An 18,856-nucleotide genomic window follows, 5' to 3' on the forward strand; every position below is an offset into this window, starting at 1 on the left:
GGAAAATAAAGATTAAATTACATCTGTGTTATTAGTTATTATCTACGCTATAGTTAGGTGCTTCCTTGGTGATCTGAATATCATGTGGATGAGATTCACGAAGAGCAGCTGATGTCATCTTGATGAATCTGCCATTCTCCTTGAGTTCTTCTATTGTACCGCATCCGCAATATCCCATACCTGAACGAAGACCACCCATAAGCTGGAATACAGTATCTTCTACTGTTCCCTTATATGCAACTCGTCCCTCAACGCCTTCTGGAACAAGCTTCTTGGCATCTTCCTGGAAATAACGATCCTTGGAGCCGTTTTCCATAGCTGCAATGGATCCCATTCCACGATATACCTTATATTTTCTGCCCTGATAAAGCTCGAACTCACCTGGAGCCTCATCACAGCCAGCAAACATTGATCCCATCATTACAAGGTTACCGCCTGCAGCTATAGCCTTTGTAATATCTCCTGAATACTTGATACCACCATCAGCAATAATCGGAACTCCATATTCCTTGGCAACCTTGTAGCAGTCCATGATAGCAGTGATCTGAGGAACACCGATACCTGCTACAACTCTTGTTGTACAGATAGAGCCAGGTCCGATACCAACCTTAACCGCATCAGCACCAGCCTCGATAAGAGCCTTTGTAGCCTCACCTGTAGCAACGTTACCTGCAATAACCTGAAGATTAGGGAATTTCTCTTTGATCATTCTAAGGCACTTAAGAACGTTCTCAGAATGTCCATGTGCTGAATCAAGTACGATCACGTCAACCTTGGCATCAACAAGGGCTGCTACTCTCTCAAGGCAGTTAGCAGAAATACCAACGCCTGCACCGCAGAGAAGTCTGCCCTGATCATCCTTGGCAGCAAGAGGATACTTGATAGTCTTTTCAATATCTTTAATAGTGATAAGTCCTACAAGATTGTAGTCATCATCAACGATTGGGAGCTTTTCTTTCTTAGACTTGGCAAGAATGTTCTTGGCCTCCTCTAATGTGATTCCAGCCTTAGCTGTGATCAAGTTCTCGCTTGTCATAACGTCCTTGATCTTCTGAGAGAAATCTTTCTCGAACTTAAGATCACGGTTTGTGATAATACCAACAAGCTTTCTTCCCTCTGTAATAGGAACGCCTGAAATACGGAACTTAGCCATAAGAGAATCAGCATCAGCCAGTGTATGGTCTGGAGAAAGTGAAAATGGGTCTGTGATGACGCCGTTCTCTGATCTTTTTACCTTATCAACCTCTTCGGCCTGAGCCTCGATTGACATGTTCTTGTGAATAATACCAATTCCGCCCTGTCTAGCCATGGCAATAGCCATTCTATGCTCAGTAACGGTGTCCATTCCTGCACTCATCATAGGAATGTTAAGTCTTATCTTCTTAGTAAGATATGTTCCTACATCCACCTGATTAGGTACTACCTGTGAATATGCAGGTACCAATAATACGTCGTCAAATGTGATTCCTTCACCAATAATCTGTCCCATTTTCTACTCCCATCGTAAATCAATATTTTTGGTAACTATGTATTCCCCAACACATTTATACTTTATTCAACTATATTCAATTAATCAAAAAATACCTTTCTCGGAGCCACGTTTCTAACGGCCTCTACAAACTCCTTAGAAGGCTCGATAACTATCTTCTCCTTGCCATCATAATAGATTGTGTAGGTTGGATCAGGCTGCTGATCCTTGATCCTTGATGAAAAATCAAGAGCCTTGTAGGTTCTGTTCTTGTACTCATCCAGGTGATAAGAACGAGAAGGAGCCATAGCCTCAATTTTGCCAACATCGAACTTGCCTATGTTCTTACGTCTGCTCTTATTTAGAATCTTGTCTACTGTGATCTCTTTGTCGCAGTACTGATACTCAAACTCAATGCTGGCATTAAGTGAAACGAAATAGTAAGCTGCACCAAATGCTATCGCAAGTATCATTCCCACAAGGCTTCCAAGTAATAGTGATGAAAGAAAAGAAAGAATCGCAAGTATAAGGGAAACCACCTTCAAAACAACAAACAGAGGTGATGCCTTACTAGAGACAAGACATTCTACATAACTGTTATCACTAACCATTTGTAACAATAGCCTCCTGTAATCTGGCCTATAGAAATGGCCCATTTTATCGACTATCTTATATTACTTTCTCTAATCTTTCAAGGTGTATTTTGCAATATTTTTGTACTATTACCTTGTATTCAATTTCACATTTGATTTAAATTGTGGATTGACACTTTTGTTCTAAATTTTTATTATTTACTTTATTATATGAGGGCAAAAAAAGTCCTATTACTATTATATATGTTTTGATGATAAAAAAGTATTATTTTTCTGTTAATAAACAAATGAGAAAACGTAATACCATAATGGGAAAGTGAGAAGAAATGTCATTACACGATGAAATAAGAGAACAACAAAAGAAATTAAAAGGCCAGGGATTTAAGGCCAAGCTGGAATACTTTTGGGAGTACTACAAGATCCATACAATAGTGATCATTTGTGCAGTAGCTCTTTTATCCATGCTCATTCACGATATCAGAAGCAACAAGCCCTATGGCTTCTATGCTGTCATGATAAATTCCGGCGCATCAAGTGCTCAGGAACAGCTCGAATACGGATTTGCTCCTTATGCAGGAATTGATACCAGTAAGTATAGCTGCTTTATAGATACTGCTGAGAGTTATGACCTTCAGGTTATTACAGAGACCACCATAGCTACGAGTCAGAAGATCATGGCAAATGTTGCCGGCGGAGATCTTGATGTTCTGGCAGCTGACAGCAACATCTTTACCTATTACGCCAATCAGGAAGTCTTTGCTGATTTAAGGACAGTTCTTTCAAAGGAACAAATTGAGAAATATCAGGATTTGTTTATATATGTAGATCAGAGTTACCTGGATTACCTAAACTCAGAGGAATACCAGACTTACATCAGCACTGGCGAGTTTGATAAAAACAACAAATACGCAGTTATTGCTGATAACTATAACAAAGACCTGACTTTCCCTCCAACTGACCCTTCTGAAATGGAAAGACCAATTCCTGTTGGCATAAAGCTTGATAACTCAGCAATCCTTAAGGAGACAGGTGCCTACTCCGGTTACTCCTCCGCAGCAGGAGTTATTATCAACAGCTCCAGAAAAGATCTTGCCGTAAAATTTATAGAATATTTGCTTAAGTAAATGTTTGAGGCTGTAACAATCCAAATCCTGATCAAATCTGTGTAGTTACAAAAATATCGTATATAGCGCGGATAGCTTTTTCAAAATCTCTTGTTTCAACACCTATGATGATATTAAGCTCTGATGAGCCCTGATCGATCATGCGAACGTTTACAGAAGCGTGCGCAAGTGCTGAGAAGATTCTTCCAGCAGTACCACGTGTTGACTTCATGCCGCGACCTACAACTGCAATAAGAGCAAGGTCTGATTCGATTTCCAGCATGTCCGGGTGAGCAAGCCTGTGGATTTCTGATACTACAGCCTGTTCCTTTTCAATAAATTCATCCTGCTGAACAAACACAGTCATTGTGTCAATTCCAGAAGGAACATGTTCAATAGAAATGTTCTGATCTTCAAAAGCCTGTAATACCTTGCGGACAAATCCAACCTCAGAGTTCATCTGATCCTTGAGAACATTCACGCAGCAAAAGCCCTTTTTACCAGCGATACCAGTTATAACAAACTTGGACTTCTTGGCTGTGGATTCTACAATCCATGTGCCAGGATCTTCTGGCTTATTGGTGTTACGAATATTGATTGGAATGCCTTCCTTTCTAACAGGGAAGATAGCATCCTCATGAAGTACTCCGGCACCCATATAGGCAAGCTCTCGAAGCTCTGTATATGTGATAGTCTCAATGTGTGGTGGCTTCTCAATGATCCTGGGGTCTGCTACGAGGAATCCTGATACATCAGTCCAGTTCTCGTATACATCAGCCTTGATCGCTCTTGATACAATTGATCCTGTTATATCTGAGCCGCCTCTTGAGAAGGTCTTGATAGTTCCATCAGGATATGCTCCGTAAAATCCAGGGACAACAGCCTTAGGTGCTTTCTCAAGCTTTTTGCCCATGAGCTTATTGGTCTTCTCACCGTCAAATTCGCCGTTCTTGTCAAAAGCAACAACTGTAGCTGCATCTATAAACTCATAGCCAAGGAATGCTGCCATGATGATTCCGTTTAAGTATTCACCTCTGCTGGCTGCATAATCTTTTCCAGCCTTAGCCTTAAAGTTCTTTTCAATAGTCTTAAACTCATCTGCAAGGCTGAGCTTTAAGTTAAGTCCCTTTATGATCTCGTCATAGCGGGCCTTTATATCTGAGAGCTGTTTAGCAAAGTCTTTACCAGCCTCTGCCAGAGCATAGGTCTTATAGAGCATGTCAGTTACCTTGGTGTCCTTGGAATTTCTTTTTCCAGGGGCTGAAGGAACTACATAGACTCTGTCGGGATCTGCCTTTATGATCTCGCCCACTTTCTTAAACTGCTCTGCACTTGCAAGTGAACTGCCACCGAATTTAACTACTTTTTTCATAATATGCCACTCTCTCTTCCTAGAACTTAATGTATTTCATTGTCACATAGAAAATCTCTGTCCACAATACACTTTTATCAATACAATCTCAAATATCCCTTAACACTGTTCATCTTCCACAATCTCTCTTCAAAGTCCTTCTCTGAAATAAGATCTGTGATAAATGCAAACTCTTCTGGAATGCTGTTTCTCTTTACAACTTCTACCTCATTGCCGAAGACTTCCTTGGCCTGATCCTGAAGGTCTGCAGGAACTCTTACAAAGAAGCGCCTTACTGCATTATCCTTGGGAGAAAGCTCTGCCTTCTCAGCCTTCATATTAACCTCGATATGATGTCCCTTGTGCTTTAAAATATCGATCACATCAGCTACAACTGCGCTGGCAGTAGCATTTTTACCAGCTCCCTTGCCATAGAACATTACATCTCCCAGCATGTTGCCGTGGACATCGATTGCATTGAATACGCCATTAACACTTGCAAGTGGGTTCTCAGGCGGAACAAGGAAAGGTGCAACCATTGTAAAGAAGCCGTTCTCATTTTTCTTGCACATAGCAAGGAGCTTGATTGACATGTTGAGGGCTCTTGCATATTCAAAGTCAAGGATACTGATCTTGGAAATACCCTCAGTGTATATATCCTCATAGTGTACGTGCTTACCACTCATAAGGCTGGCCAGAATAGCAATCTTTCTGCAGGCATCATAGCCTTCCACATCAGCTTCAGGATTTCTCTCTGCATAGCCCTTTTCCTGAGCCTTCTTAAGAACAAGTTCAAATGCCACGCCCTCTTTATCCATCTTGGTCAGGATATAGTTTGTAGTACCATTCAGGATACCTGTTATAGAATCAATCTTCTCATGTTTAAGAGAATCATTAATTGATCTAAGAACTGGAATCCCTCCGCCGACACTTGCTTCAAAAAGGTAGCTCACATTGTTCTTTTTAGCCAGTTCTACAAGCTCTGGTCCATGAGCAGCTACTAGTTCCTTATTGGATGTGCAAACGCTCTTTCCGGCCTCTAAAGCTCTTTTTTCAAAGGTAAATGCTGGCTCTAATCCCCCCATAGTCTCGCAGATCACATCGACCTCAGGATCGTTTAAGATAATATCTATATCATGCACAACCTGAGCCTCGTGCTTGTCCCCCGGAAAATCCCTAAGATCAAGGATGTATTTAAGCTCTACAGCTTCACCAGCACTTTTCTCAACGAGAGCTGCGTTTATATCAAGAACGTCAACTACTCCACTTCCTACTGTTCCATATCCCAAAACTGCTACCTTTGCCATGTTGTCCTCCATATCGTCACATTCTATTACGAATGATCTATGTTCTAATATTTACAGATATTTATTTCCAACGCTCATTTTCTGAGCATTATGTCAGCGTCGCGCTTCTACCAGTGATATGCACTTTATGCACACCTTCTGATTTTTCCATCTTGCTTATCATTTCCATAATATCTCTTGTTGTAGGTAAAACCTGGATGGTGATAGATAATGATGCCACCCCGTTAAGAGGAATAGACTGATGAATAGTCAGGATGTTTGCACCAAACTCTGCTATTAGATTTAGTACATAGGATAAAAGTCCCACTTCATCATTCATCTGGAATGTCAGGGTAAGAGTTGTTCCCTGAAGACTATCATGAAATTCGTATATATCTTCTTTATATTTATAAAAAGAGCTACGGCTGATTCCAAGTGTTGCAGCAGCTTCTGCTGCTGTCTTGACCTTGCCGGATTCAAGAAGCTTTTTAGCCTCCACAACCTTTAAAAGGACATCCGGTACAGCCCGCCTTTTTAAAACATAGTAACCTGTATCCTGTTGCATTTGAGATTACTCTCCTGTACACTATTTATACTCTGGAAAACTGGATTGAAAAACACAAATCAGTATGTCCGTCTATCAAACACACATGTGTGTCAATGGCAAAATCTGTTCTCCTCTCGCGGACATGTGTTTGCGATAAAAAGAGTTTACCACAGTAAAGTTATAAAGGCAAGCATAAAATCTGCATAAATATCCATGTTTTATGCAGATTTATTTGTGGATTTTTTAGTGATTACCTGCGACTTTGCAATTAATAGCGAAAGCCATGACGTCGGGGAACGTCATGGCTTTCTTACGCTTATAAAAGGAAAGAGTAACCTTTATCCTGGAGGTATGGCCAAGGATAAAGAAAGGAGGATATCAAATTCCCGTGTATCCTGAAGATACTCGTTTATGTATACAGGGCGCATTTGCATACGCCCTGCCTTTTTATTCCTAATATAAAACTTATGAAGTTAATAAACTCCGTGATATACGAATCGCTATATTACTTGTTTGCCTTCCAAGCGTTGTACTGGTTCTGGAACTCAGCAAGAACATCCTGGTATCCAGCCTCATCAAGAGCTGCCTGGTACTTCTCGATTGTAGACTCAACGTCTGCTGCAGGAATACCACCATTCTCAAGAGGGAATCCATAGCTCTCGAATACACCAGCGCAAGCTGTGTACTGAGCTTCTACAGGAGACTTGTCAAATCTGAAGCCTGCTGCTGAAGATGTGTTAGCACCACCGTTGAATGCATCATAGAGTTCAGCCTTGTTAGCTGGCTCGTTGTCAAGAGGAGTAACGATTGTAGCGTTAGCTGACTCCCACATTGAGTGGTTGTACTTGTCAGATGTCTGTGTTACCTGGTGGTTAGCATCGTATGTGAAGTCCTCACCCTCGATACCGAATGTGTACATATCAGCAAGTGTTGAATCTGTGTAAAGAAGTCCAAGGAAGTCTACGCAAGCCTTAGCCTGAGCTTCTGTTGAGTTTGCTGTTACGCAGTAGCAAGAACCAAGAGCTGATGTTGAATGAGCCCATCTGTCTGTAGCTGGAACCATTGTTACATCCTGGCCATAACGAGCATCTGCCTCGTCATTAACTGGGATATCTGTCCACCAAGAAATAGCCCAATCCTGTGTCTGTGTTGTTGTATCTGTTGTAACCTTTGTGAAGTCATCCTCTGAGATGTATCCCTTGTCAGCCCAGTCAGCCATAAGCTTACAGAACTCAAGGTACTCAGGAGTCTGGATTGTATCAACAACTTCATCTGTTGCACGATCTACAGCAAAGAAGTTTGTTGAAGAATCAGCTGTGAAGAAATCAAATTTGTCAATGTACCATCTGTAGAACATAGCTGTCTTCTGTGTAAGGAATGGATATTTAAGTCCATCAGCCTTAGCATCAGCGAGCATTGGCTCAAGATCCTTAAGCTCTTTTACAGAGTTGATATCCCAGTTGTGCTGGTCAACAAGATCCTGACGGAACATGAAGTCATAACCTTCTACGTTGTCCTTGTATACAGGAACGAAGTAGATCTTGCCATCGTACTTAGCAGCTTCCCACTGGCCCTCTGCCATTGATCCATAAAGAGGTGTTCCAGGGAGAAGATCTGTCAGATCATATACAGCGCCTGCTGGATAAAGATCGTTTGTTCCGATTGTGCCTTCCCATGAAGCTGTCCAAAGAAGGTTGATCTCGTTGTTTGCAAGTGCAAGGTTAGCTTTCTCTGTATACTCACCAGAACCGATATCTGTAAGAGTGATCTGTACAGGAATCTTGTCTGCGATGTAAGCATTGATAGCATCCTGAACCTTCTGAACCTGAGCTGAATCAGGTGTAGCAAGGTTAAATGTACATCTGTAAACATTGATGTTTGTAACATCGCCAGAAGCTGTCTCAGCTGCAGATGTCTCTGTAGTTGCTTCTTCTGTCTTTGTCTCAGCTGCAGATGTCTCTGTAGCTGCTGTGTTGTCTGCTGGTGTCTCTGTAGCTGCAGGTGTGCTGCCACAGCCAGCGAGCAATGAAAGTGACATTGCTGAAGCCATAATTACTGATAATACTTTTTTCTTCATATGTAACCTCCCTTTTTTAGGTTTCTTTGTTTTTATATCATCCCTTGAGGGGTAGATATCAACCCTTAACTGAACCAACGGTAAGACCCTTGATGAAGTATTTCTGGAAGAATGGGTACACTACCATGATAGGTCCAATAACTACTAAAACTGTTGCCATTGTTGCTGAGTACTGTGGAATAGTTCCACCCATAGCAGCTCTTGCAGATGCAGGAACGTTTGAGTTATTAAGAAGGAACTCTATACTCTTCTGGATGTTGATAAGAAGGAGCTGCAGAGGCTTCTTGGCATCTGTGTCAATGTACAAAAGTGCATTCTGCCAATCATTCCAGTAAGCTGTAGCCATCATGAAACCAACGGCTGCAAGTGAAGGCTTAAGAAGAGGAAGTGTGATCTGGAAGAAAGTTCTGTACTCACCTGCTCCATCGATCTTGGCAGCTTCCATAAGTTCTCCAGGAATACTGTTGGCAATATATGTTCTAAGAATAATAACGTTCATAGTTGAAACGCACAGTGGAAGGATCAGGAGCCAGAGGCTATCTTTTAAGTGATAGTAGCTGGTGAAAATGATATATCCTGAAAGTGTTCCACCATTGAACAGCATAGGGATCAACAGATAAATTGATAAGAATTTGGATAACCTGAAGTCTCTACGGCTGATTGAATATGCGAACATACTCATGAATAAAAGTCCCATGAATGTTCCGGAAACAGTAACTAATATTGTTATAAAATATGATCTTGCAAGCTGTGAGCCATATTTCAGAACTGTGCTCATACCTGTAAGTGACCAGTCCTTAGGCCAGAACCTGAAACCATTTTCTACAATACTTTTCTCATCTGTAAAAGCAGCTACGAATGTAAGCTCTACAGGCATGAAAGCAAATAATGTACATAAAACAAGAATTATTGCAAGGATAACCTGTCCAACGGTTACCTTCTCTTTTTTAGACATTTCTAAATCTTTATTTTTCATCTTAGCCATCTCTTTACTCTCCCCTATTAGAACAATGCGTTTTCTGGTGCAATTCGGCGAACTGTTGTATTAGCAAAAAGCATCAGTAACAGTCCTACAACTGACTGGAAGAATGAAGTTGCAGCTACGAATCCAAAGTTCGAATTCTTGAAAATAGCATTAAGTACGAAGGAGTCGATAACCTGTGTTGTTTCGTACAGTACTCCACTATTTCGTGTTACCTGGTAGAAAAGACCTGTATCTGAGTGCATTACTGAACCAACTGAAAGAAGAAGCATTACAGTAACCATAGGTATTAATGAAGGAATTGTAATGTGGAAGATCTTCTGCCATGAGTTTGCACCGTCGATATCAGCTGCCTCATAAAGCTCTGAATCAATTCCAGCGAGAACTGACATATAAAGAACTGAACCATAACCTGTATCCTTCCAGATCTTAACTACAAGGAGGATCCAAGGCCAAAGGTTTGCAGCAGAATAGAATCTTGTGCTGGTATTTAATGTATGGTTGATAATACCTGTATCTGAGCTGATGAATGCATATACAATGAACTGTACTGCTGCATAAGAAATGAATACAGGAATGATCATAAGTGTCTGCATTGTCTTGGCCATTCTCTTGAACACCAGCTTATCGATCATGATAGCAAGTGTAACATTGAGGAATGTTCCAACAGCTGTAAACAAAAGATAATATAAAATTGTATTTCTTGTGATTTGAATGAATGTTGCCTTAGAGGCGATCAGGAATTTGAAATTATCAAGTCCATTCCATGGGCTCTTCCAAATACCATCAACATAGTTGAAGTTCTTGAACGCCATTACAAGACCGGCCATAGGCACGTACATAATGAAGAACAAGATCAGGAAAACCGGCAATGCCATCACAACATGTGCTCTGTGTTTCCATGTGTTTTTAAGAAAATCTTTCATACCATTACTCTCCCTTTTTTGATCTATATGAGTCTTGCTACGGACTCTCCCCTCTCTATATTTCCTTTAACGACAACCTGTTCAACGATCGTCCCCTTAGGATTGTTGATAAGATCGATCAGCTTGGAAGCTGCTATAGCACCAATCTTCTCTGTATCCTGAACCATGGTTGTCAATATCGGACTAATCTTTCTGGCAAGTTCGATTCCGTCATATCCTACAACTGAGACATCTTCCGGAATTCGAAGACCTTTTTTTCTGATTGCATTGATTCCGCCAAATGCCGCGAAATCATCCGGGTAAAAGATACATGTTGGCGGATCCTTTAGTTCAAGGAGTCTTGTCGTTGCCTCAAAAGCAGCATCTGTGTCTCTATAAGGAACTGCCGGAACATATTCATCCGGAATTTCAACGCCGAAATCCTGAAGGGTTTTATAAAAACTCGAAAGTCGGCTCTTGGTAACTGAAGATTCCATTCCAGACTCTTTACCATGTATATATGCAATCTTCCTGTGTCCCTGCTCATAAACATAAGTAGCAAGTTCATTGATACCATTGACGTTATCAGACATGATTGCTGTTCTGTTATAGAAAAGATGGTCAATAGTAACAACAGGAATATCACTCTTAATAAGCTCATCAACCTGAGGATCTGAGAAATCCACGCAGGCAATTACGATTCCATCAAATCCTCTATAAATGGCGTGTGATAAATAAGACATATTGTTAAGTCTCTTATTACCACTGTTTATAAAGGTTATATCGTAGCCATTCTCCTCTGCTGTTCTCTTAAAGCTGTCCAGCACATGATTGAAATAGTCATGTGTAAGTCCGCTGTTAGCTTCATCGACGAACAAGACACCAATATTGTTAGTCTTATTTGTCTTGAGGGCCTGAGCCGCTGCATTAGGTCTGTATCCAAGCTTCTCAGCCACCTCTCTTACATGTTTCTTGGTTTCCTGGCTGATATCGCTATGATCATTGAGTGCCTTGGATACAGTTGCAACTGATACTCCACAAGCCTTTGAAATGTCCTTAAGTGATACCATTCTCTATCTCGTTAACTCCATGTGCATTACTAAATCGTTTTCGTAGTTTAAGATTACATCATTTTCACCCCCAGTTCAATAGTTTTTTATATTTTTTTGTGCAACATTTATATTTTTGGTGCATTTTTACAAAATCTTTATCGCTATTTCATCTATTTTCTCCTAATGCAATTGTATAATGTTAATTTTCTAGCAAACGTTTTCGGTGTTTTTTCGAAGCTTAATATAGAAGAGATTTTTGATACCGGTTTCAAGGGAAACTTTAGGCTACACCCCAGTGTTTATGCGGCTAAAAAGTTTTTTTATTTTCTGTTGCAATATATCAATTTAGCATATATAATGTCACTAGAAATTTCGAAAACGTTTAAGTGCATATAGCAACTTTTTCTTAATTCACAATTCACAGGAGGTTTTTATGAAGTACGGATTTTTTGATGACGCTTCTCTTGAGTACGTCATCACCACGCCAAAGACTCCATTGCCTTGGATCAACTACCTTGGTAACAAAGAGTTCTTTTCACTGATATCAAACACATGCGGTGGCTACACCTTTTACAAGGATGCCAAGCTCCTGCGTCTGACAAGATATCGTTATAACAACGTGCCATATGATAACAATGGCAAATACTTCTATATCAAGGACACAACAGATAAGGCAGATGAAGTTGTGTGGAATCCAGGCTGGCAGCCAGTAAAGACCGCCCTTGACTCATATGAGTGCCGTCACGGACTTGGTTATAGCACATTTACATCCAGCAAGAACAACGTAGAAGCCAAGGTTCTTACATTTGTACCTATGAATGATAACTGTGAGATTTCCAAGGTGACTATTACTAATAACAAGACTACCGCTGCCAAGCTTTCTCTTTTCTCATATGTAGAATGGTGTCTCTGGAACGCAGATGATGATATGAAAAACTTCCAGAGAAATCTTTCAACCGGAGAAGTAGAAGTTACAGATGGCGGATCAACAATCTATCACAAGACAGAGTATAGAGAGAGACGTAATCACTACGCTATCTACAGCGTCAACTCTGCTGTTAACGGTTTTGATACCAGCAGAGACGCATTCCTTGGCGCATACAATGGTCCTGATCATCCAGATGTTGTTGCAGAGGGCAAATGCACAAATTCTGTAGCAAGCGGCTGGTCACCTATCGCTTCACAGCAGATAAATATTGAACTTGCAGCTGGTGAGTCCAAGACATTTATCTTCATTTTGGGCTATATCGAGAACCCTGAGGATGACAAGTGGGAAGCTCCAGGCGTTGTTAACAAGAAGCCTGCTCTTAAGATGATTGAGGCTTATAAGACAGAGAGTGCTGTTGATGCTGCTCTTGTAGAGCTTAAGAATTACTGGAAAGAGCTTCTTTCCAACTACCATATCTCTTCTTCCAATGAGAAGGTTGACCGTATGGTTAATATCTGGAATCAGTATCAGTGTATGGTTACTTTCAACATGTCACGTTCTGCTTCCTACTATGAGTCTGGAATTGGCCGTGGTATGGGCTTTAGAGATTCCTGTCAGGATCTTCTTGGATTTGTACACCTTATCCCAGACAGAGCAAGACAGCGTATCATCGATATTGCATCTACTCAGTTCCAGGATGGTAGCGCTTATCACCAGTATCAGCCACTTACCAAGAAGGGTAATTCAGATATTGGCTCAGGTTTCAATGATGATCCACTTTGGCTCATCGCAGGAACAAGTGCTTATGTAAGAGAGACAGGGGACCTTTCAATATTAAAAGAGATGGTTCCTTTCGATAATGATATGAGTGTTGCCAAGACACTCATGGATCACCTCAAGTGTTCCTTTGACTTTACTGCAACTCACAAGGGTCCTCATGGTCTTCCACTTATCGGACGTGCTGACTGGAATGACTGTTTGAACCTTAACTGTTTCTCAGAGCATCCAGGTGAGTCATTCCAGACCTTTGGTCCTTCTGAAGGTCCTGTAGCCGAGTCAGTATTCATCGCAGGTATGTTTGTAAAATACGGCGAAGAGTATGCTCAGCTCGCTGAGCTTCTCGGTGATGACGCTGAGGCAAAGAGAGCCCGCGAAGAAATCGCCAAGGTTTACCAGGCTGCTATCACTGCCGGATGGGATGGCGAGTGGTTTGTTCGTGCTTATGATGCTTATTCCAACAAGGTTGGTTCAAAAGAGTGTGAGGAAGGCCAGATCTACATCGAGCCACAGGGCTTCTGTGTTCTTGCCGGAATCGGTGTCAAGGAAGGTCTTGCTGAGAAGGCACTTAAGAGTGTTGAAGAGAGACTTGATACCAAGTATGGTGTTATGATCCTTCAGCCTGCATATACCAAATATCACCTTGAACTTGGTGAGGTTTCATCTTATCCACCAGGATACAAGGAGAACGCTGGTATCTTCTGCCATAACAATCCTTGGGTTTCAATCGCAGAGACAGTTCTTGGTCACGGTAACAGAGCCTTTGAGATCTACAAGAAGACATGCCCGGCATATATTGAGGATATAAGTGATATTCACTGCACAGAGCCATATGTTTATTCACAGATGGTTGCAGGTAGAGATGCCAAGTTCTTTGGACAGGGCAAGAACAGCTGGCTCACAGGTACAGCTGCCTGGACATTTGTTAACATCTCTCAATACATCCTTGGTGTATATCCTACACACACTGGTCTCTCAATCAACCCATGTGTTCCTGAAGACTTTGGTGATTTTGAGATTACAAGAAAGTACAGAGGTGCCAAGTACAACATAAGCGTCAAGCAGAACGGCGCTCAGAAGGGCATCAAGAAGCTTGTCGTAAATGGCAAGGAGGTTTCCGGTAACATTATTCCTTACGAAGAAGGTGTTAAGGAATATACCGTTGAAGCTATAATGGGCTAAATATGTAGCCTGCGTAATCTTTTGAGGGGAAGAAAACGCTAAGGGAGTTGTGACAGATTGTCACAGCTCCCTTAAACATTTTATAAGTATTTCATTATCCTCATGTTTTTTTACAGCCACCCGGTAATAGCCCTTTTCAAGGCCTTTAAAATTAGAACAGTCTCTGATCAGTATTTCTTTTTCCAGAAGATAACTATAAAGATCTCCCCTGTTATCATAGAGCAAAAGAAAATTCGTATCCGACTTAAATACCTTAATTCCGCATTTCTCAAGTTCCTTAGAAAGAAAGCTTCTCTCTTCTTTAATATATACAAAAGACTCATCTTCATAGCCCTTTAGGCAGTGTCTGGCGCATCCAATGCCCGCCCTTAGTGCAAAAGATGACATATTCCATTCTGGCAGATATCTTTTTATATTCAGTATGTTCCTACTCTGAGACAAAAGAAATCCAACTCTCACTCCTGGAATAGAAAAAAGCTTGGTGTAGGCATCGATCACATATAATCCGGAATAATCCCTGATATAGTCTCTTGCTGATGTTTCCCCTTCCGACAAACTGAAAAAACACTCATCTACTATGAGTTTTGTTCCAGTCTCCTGACACCTGCTTATTATTTTTTCGAGTACATCTCTACCAATACACCGTCCTGTAGGATTATTGGGATTTGCAAGAAAAATTGCATCTACGTCTCCCTCTATTGCATCTACCAGATCATTAGTCACTTCAAAACCATTTTTCTCAGAAAGAGGGTAGTATTTGATCTGGCAATTATCAAGCATTCCAAGAGCATGTTCATATCCCCAAAAGCTGGGAACAGGAAGAAGGACCTTGCGAGGTCGCAGCATAAGCGTTGCAGCAGCAATAAGCTCCGATGCCCCGTTTCCTCCTATTATCATATCTGGTGTAAAAATGCTTTTGTAGGAACTACTATTCTGCGCCTTTGAAACTGCGCTCCGAAACTGGCTCTGGGTCATATCCGGATACTTATCCACATTAAATACCGTCTCAATCAGCTGATCCTTTATATCTTCAGGACAAGGGAAGGGATTTGTATTTACTGAAAAATCATATTTAATTTTCTTATCATATATCTCGCCGCCATGAAGCATTTCTTACACCTGCATCGTATTTACAAGAATCATAATTATCAGCAAAACTGCCATGCACAAGTATGTTGTGCCATACATTAGCCTGTTGGCTCTTTTAATATCTTCAGCTTCCACAGGCCTAAAGTCATCTCCTATAAAGGGCTTATGCACTATTTTGCCAAAATAGCTGGCATCTCCTGCAAGCCTTACTCCAAGAGCTCCCGCACAAACACTCTCTGTCTGTGCTGAATTAGGACTTTTGTGGTTGTATCTGTCTCTTTTAAAGATTGCAAAAGCTCTTTTGCCAGAGAAATCTCTTCCACACAAAAATGCTGCACCGATCATAAAAAGAGCACTAAGTCTAGCAGGAATATAGTTAAAGAAATCATCCATCTTTGCTGCTGCTCTTCCGAAATACTCATACCTGTCATTGTGATAGCCAACCATAGAGTCCATGGTGTTTACAGCTTTATAAAAAAAGCCAAGGACAGGCCCTCCAATAAAGGTATAAATAAGTGGCGCTATTACTCCATCAGAAGTATTTTCTGCCACTGTTTCAACCGCTGCCTTGGCAACGCCTGCTTCATCCAAGACTTTAGTATCTCTTCCAACTATCATAGAAACTGCATATCTTGCATCCTGCAAGGTGCCTTCCTTAAGAGCCTTATAAACCTTCATGCTCTCAACCCTAAGGCTCTTTGCTGCAAGGATATAGCAGGTCATTACTGCTTCAACCATGATTCCAAGTACAGCATGTACCTTATAAGAAAAAAATAATAGAAAAAAAGTAACAATAACCGTTGTCAAAACAACAGTTATCCACAAAATAATCCCCTTCCATAACTCTTTTGAAGGATTTCGGTCATAACCTTTATCCTTGTCATCAGCCTCTTTAGGTCCCATGAGCCTTTTATCAAGGAAACTTATGAGGTTTCCGATAAGTCTTATGGGATGGGGGATATTATAGGGATCTCCAATTATCTGATCCAGCACAAAGCCCAGGAAAAAGGCTATACTGTGAAAAAACATAAAACACCTCTACTAGTACTTTTAATTCAAATATCAAAATAAACAAAAAGAATAAGCATCTGTAATATAACTCGACACAGCAACAGCCACCAAATATATACATTCTGCCATGCAAATATAATATCCTGCCGTGTCTCCAGTGACTCCTCCAAATCTTTTTTTGCAAAGATAACTATAGTGCAGGGTATAGCACAAAACTGCAATTAGAGCGATAAAAGTGCCAATTGGCCATATAATAAGGCCAGAGCCCGCGCCTATGATCAAAGAGATATACAGAATTATCTTCACAAAAAAATCCGCCTCTTTTGTTTCATTGTTGAGCATTCCGTCTTTTTTGGCCTTGGGCAGGTAAATACTGGTAAGCCCGCATAATGCCCTTACTATAACGAATCCTATAGAGTAGGCCAACACCCCTTGCAATGCACTTATAGAACTATCCTGCATGGTCAATGATAAAAGCGCTGCCAGAAAGCAAAGTCCATATTTTATCAGGCCTATAACCGCAAAAGCTCCGATGTGAGGATCTTTCATTATCTCAAGGCTCTTTTCCCTATTCTGATAGGAAGAAAGAGCATCGCTAACATCCATAAAGCCGTCAAGATGAAAGCCGCCCGTTATTGCGATAGGAATTAAGGCAAGGATAAGCCCTAGAGCTACTCCAGGCTGATGCCCTTGACCAAGCCAGTAAACAGCCGTGCAAATACAGCCAATGACTACTCCTATCAGAGGCAAAAAAGCTATAGCCTTCTTGTAATCTTTATCCTCCCACTCAAAAATAGGCATAGGAATCCTTGAATACATGGAAAAAGCTATGGCCATCTGTTTTAATAATCTCATGTCCTGTCACTCCCTATACTGGCTTTTTCTTTTAACCAGGTGCCCTCTTCAAAAACATAGATTTCATCAGAAATCTTTTTAAGTTCCTCATTAACCTGAAAAAGTGCCCTTACATAATTTCTGGTATCGTCGTCGTACCCTGGCGCCTCCATGGGAAAAGAATTAGATACTATCACCACATTTTCAGCTCTTTGACATAAATTACGCACATCTTTTATTATGTGGTTCACCAGTTCATTCCCGCACAGGGCCCCTTCTCTATGCATTTCATTTCCAACAAGATTTGACATGCACTCCAAAAGGCAGGTAGATCCTGCAATTCCATCCACATTTGAAAGCTTCCTGCCAAGGTCTTCCGGGCATTCTATAGTTTCAAACCCTTTACCTTGCCTTAACTTTCTGTGTTTTTCTATTCTCTTTTGCCCCTCTTCTCCAAAGGGAATCATAGTGGCTATGTAGTATCTGCTGCCGTTTTCTGAAAGACTTACTGCCATATCTTCTGCCATTTTAGACTTGCCACTATCAGGTATTCCTATGATCAGTACAACCATCAGTTAAACCTCTTGTATTCTTCTATTTTATAATCAGAAAACCTGGCTCCCTGAAGATAATAGTCAAGAACAAGGTCCAATAAAGGAAAGAGCATAAGGGCGCCAGTCCCCTCTCCAAGAGCCATGTTCCCATTTATATAAGGTTCAAGCCCAAGAGCCTTAAGAGCTGCCATATTCCCCGCTTCTCTTCCTCTGTGAGAAGGTATCATATATTCCCTGCAGCCAGGAACCATCCCCTCTGCAAGAAGAGCTGCAGTGGAGCTGATAACTCCATCAATAACTACAGGCAAATGGCACTTGGCAGCTCCGATAAATACTCCCGCCATTCCAGCAATATCATAGCCCCCAAGAGTTCTTAGTATTTCAAGGTACTTTTCATTTTTTTCTTTATATTTTTCAAAGTCATATTTTAAAAGGCCTCTTCTTATAACTTCCTTTTTTCGCAAAAGACCTGCATCATCAAGGCCTGCACCTCTCCCAACAAATTTGTCACAGTTGCCCCCGAGAATAGCTGACAGGACTGCTGCTGATGTAGTAGTATTACCTATTCCCATTTCCCCAACAGCCAGAATATCTTTTCCCTCGCTATAAAGCTTCTCGGAAACCTCTATTCCTGCATAGACAGCCTCAAGGGTTTGTTCCACACTCATAGCAGGCTCTTTTAAGAAATTATTACTTCCCTTAGAGACCTTTTTATCAAGAACTCCTGCAAGCTTTTCATCGCTGTCAATCCCTATATCAACAGGAAATACAGAAACGTGTGAGGCTCTCCCCAGGCTGCAGGCTGAGCTTATACCATTTCCAAGAGCCTTTGCAACTGCCAGTGTTATTTCCTTGCCGCTCTGGGATATGCCTTCCTCTACAATTCCGTTATCTGCGCACATTACCACCAGAGTACGCTCCGAAAGTCTCGGAGATATGTCCCTCTTCATGGCTGCAATGCGGCATATAAGACTCTCAAAATCCCCAAGGCCGTCAATTGGCTTGGAAATACCATCCCAAGCCTCTTTTGCCTTCCTGAAAATTTCTTCATCTGGCCTTTCTATTTTTATCTCGAACAAATCTTTCTTTTGATATATCATACAGATCCTTATTTATT

16 protein-coding genes are annotated in these 18,856 nt (G+C 41.1%); 2 read left to right on the forward strand and 14 right to left on the reverse strand.

Annotated elements, in window-relative coordinates; all coding sequences use genetic code 11:
* Positions 1 to 31: 31 nt before the first annotated feature.
* Positions 32 to 1,489: an IMP dehydrogenase gene (gene guaB / locus G631_RS0107125; protein WP_026488867.1), complete on the reverse strand. Its 1,458-nt coding sequence runs from the start codon at positions 1,487 to 1,489 to the stop codon at positions 32 to 34.
* Positions 1,490 to 1,569: 80 nt separating this feature from the next.
* Positions 1,570 to 2,079, reverse strand: a complete 510-nt coding sequence (locus G631_RS0107130) for a DUF6106 family protein (protein WP_035789468.1) — start codon at positions 2,077 to 2,079, stop codon at positions 1,570 to 1,572.
* A 308-nt stretch (positions 2,080 to 2,387) separates the two neighbouring features.
* Between G631_RS0107130 and G631_RS0107135 the strand changes: the two genes are divergently transcribed.
* Positions 2,388 to 3,185, forward strand: coding sequence for a hypothetical protein (locus G631_RS0107135; protein WP_026488869.1), 798 nt, complete (start codon positions 2,388 to 2,390; stop codon positions 3,183 to 3,185).
* Between the two features lie 31 nt (positions 3,186 to 3,216).
* Here the strand turns inward: G631_RS0107135 and G631_RS0107140 are convergent, their stop codons facing one another.
* The 7 genes from G631_RS0107140 to G631_RS0107175 all read right to left on the reverse strand — a co-directional run bounded on the left by G631_RS0107140 (position 3,217) and on the right by G631_RS0107175 (position 11,382).
* Positions 3,217 to 4,536, reverse strand: a complete 1,320-nt coding sequence (locus tag G631_RS0107140; protein ID WP_026488870.1) for an aspartate kinase — start codon at positions 4,534 to 4,536, stop codon at positions 3,217 to 3,219.
* A 77-nt stretch (positions 4,537 to 4,613) separates the two neighbouring features.
* Entirely contained in the window at positions 4,614 to 5,822 is a 1,209-nt protein-coding gene (locus tag G631_RS0107145) for a homoserine dehydrogenase (RefSeq protein ID WP_035789470.1), read from the reverse strand.
* Between the two features lie 88 nt (positions 5,823 to 5,910).
* Positions 5,911 to 6,366, reverse strand: a complete 456-nt coding sequence (locus G631_RS0107150) for an ACT domain-containing protein (RefSeq protein WP_026488872.1) — start codon at positions 6,364 to 6,366, stop codon at positions 5,911 to 5,913.
* A 487-nt stretch (positions 6,367 to 6,853) separates the two neighbouring features.
* A complete protein-coding gene (locus tag G631_RS0107160) occupies positions 6,854 to 8,425 on the reverse strand; it encodes an ABC transporter substrate-binding protein (RefSeq protein ID WP_026488874.1) in 1,572 nt (523 codons plus the stop codon).
* A 58-nt stretch (positions 8,426 to 8,483) separates the two neighbouring features.
* A complete protein-coding gene (locus G631_RS0107165) occupies positions 8,484 to 9,410 on the reverse strand; it encodes a carbohydrate ABC transporter permease (protein WP_035789472.1) in 927 nt (308 codons plus the stop codon).
* Between the two features lie 17 nt (positions 9,411 to 9,427).
* Positions 9,428 to 10,333: an ABC transporter permease subunit gene (locus G631_RS0107170; RefSeq protein ID WP_035789474.1), complete on the reverse strand. Its 906-nt coding sequence runs from the start codon at positions 10,331 to 10,333 to the stop codon at positions 9,428 to 9,430.
* A 23-nt stretch (positions 10,334 to 10,356) separates the two neighbouring features.
* Complete coding sequence (locus G631_RS0107175) at positions 10,357 to 11,382, reverse strand: LacI family DNA-binding transcriptional regulator (RefSeq protein WP_026488877.1); 1,026 nt, start codon at positions 11,380 to 11,382, stop codon at positions 10,357 to 10,359.
* A gap of 415 nt (positions 11,383 to 11,797) precedes the next feature.
* Between G631_RS0107175 and G631_RS0107180 the strand changes: the two genes are divergently transcribed.
* Positions 11,798 to 14,251: a GH36-type glycosyl hydrolase domain-containing protein gene (locus G631_RS0107180; protein ID WP_026488878.1), complete on the forward strand. Its 2,454-nt coding sequence runs from the start codon at positions 11,798 to 11,800 to the stop codon at positions 14,249 to 14,251.
* Positions 14,252 to 14,311: 60 nt separating this feature from the next.
* Here the strand turns inward: G631_RS0107180 and G631_RS0107185 are convergent, their stop codons facing one another.
* Genes G631_RS0107185 through cobT form a run of 5 tightly spaced genes read right to left on the reverse strand, consistent with a single transcriptional unit; the run spans position 14,312 to position 18,839 of the window.
* Positions 14,312 to 15,361, reverse strand: a complete 1,050-nt coding sequence (locus G631_RS0107185; RefSeq protein ID WP_026488879.1) for a pyridoxal phosphate-dependent aminotransferase — start codon at positions 15,359 to 15,361, stop codon at positions 14,312 to 14,314.
* Positions 15,362 to 15,364: 3 nt separating this feature from the next.
* Complete coding sequence (gene cbiB / locus G631_RS0107190; protein WP_026488880.1) at positions 15,365 to 16,369, reverse strand: adenosylcobinamide-phosphate synthase CbiB; 1,005 nt, start codon at positions 16,367 to 16,369, stop codon at positions 15,365 to 15,367.
* A gap of 33 nt (positions 16,370 to 16,402) precedes the next feature.
* On the reverse strand, positions 16,403 to 17,206 hold the full coding sequence (locus G631_RS0107195) for an adenosylcobinamide-GDP ribazoletransferase (RefSeq protein ID WP_026488881.1): 804 nt from the start codon (positions 17,204 to 17,206) through the stop codon (positions 16,403 to 16,405).
* Positions 17,203 to 17,757, reverse strand: a complete 555-nt coding sequence (locus G631_RS0107200) for a bifunctional adenosylcobinamide kinase/adenosylcobinamide-phosphate guanylyltransferase (RefSeq protein ID WP_026488882.1) — start codon at positions 17,755 to 17,757, stop codon at positions 17,203 to 17,205. The genes G631_RS0107195 and G631_RS0107200 overlap by 4 nt, the downstream gene beginning before the upstream one ends.
* Positions 17,757 to 18,839, reverse strand: a complete 1,083-nt coding sequence (gene cobT, locus G631_RS0107205; protein WP_026488883.1) for a nicotinate-nucleotide--dimethylbenzimidazole phosphoribosyltransferase — start codon at positions 18,837 to 18,839, stop codon at positions 17,757 to 17,759. Before cobT ends, G631_RS0107200 begins: the two co-directional genes overlap by 1 nt.
* Positions 18,840 to 18,856: the final 17 nt, after the last annotated feature.

Origin of the sequence: Butyrivibrio sp. XBB1001 (assembly GCF_000424505.1) — a bacterium.
Classification (GTDB): Bacteria; Bacillota; Clostridia; order Lachnospirales; family Lachnospiraceae; genus Butyrivibrio.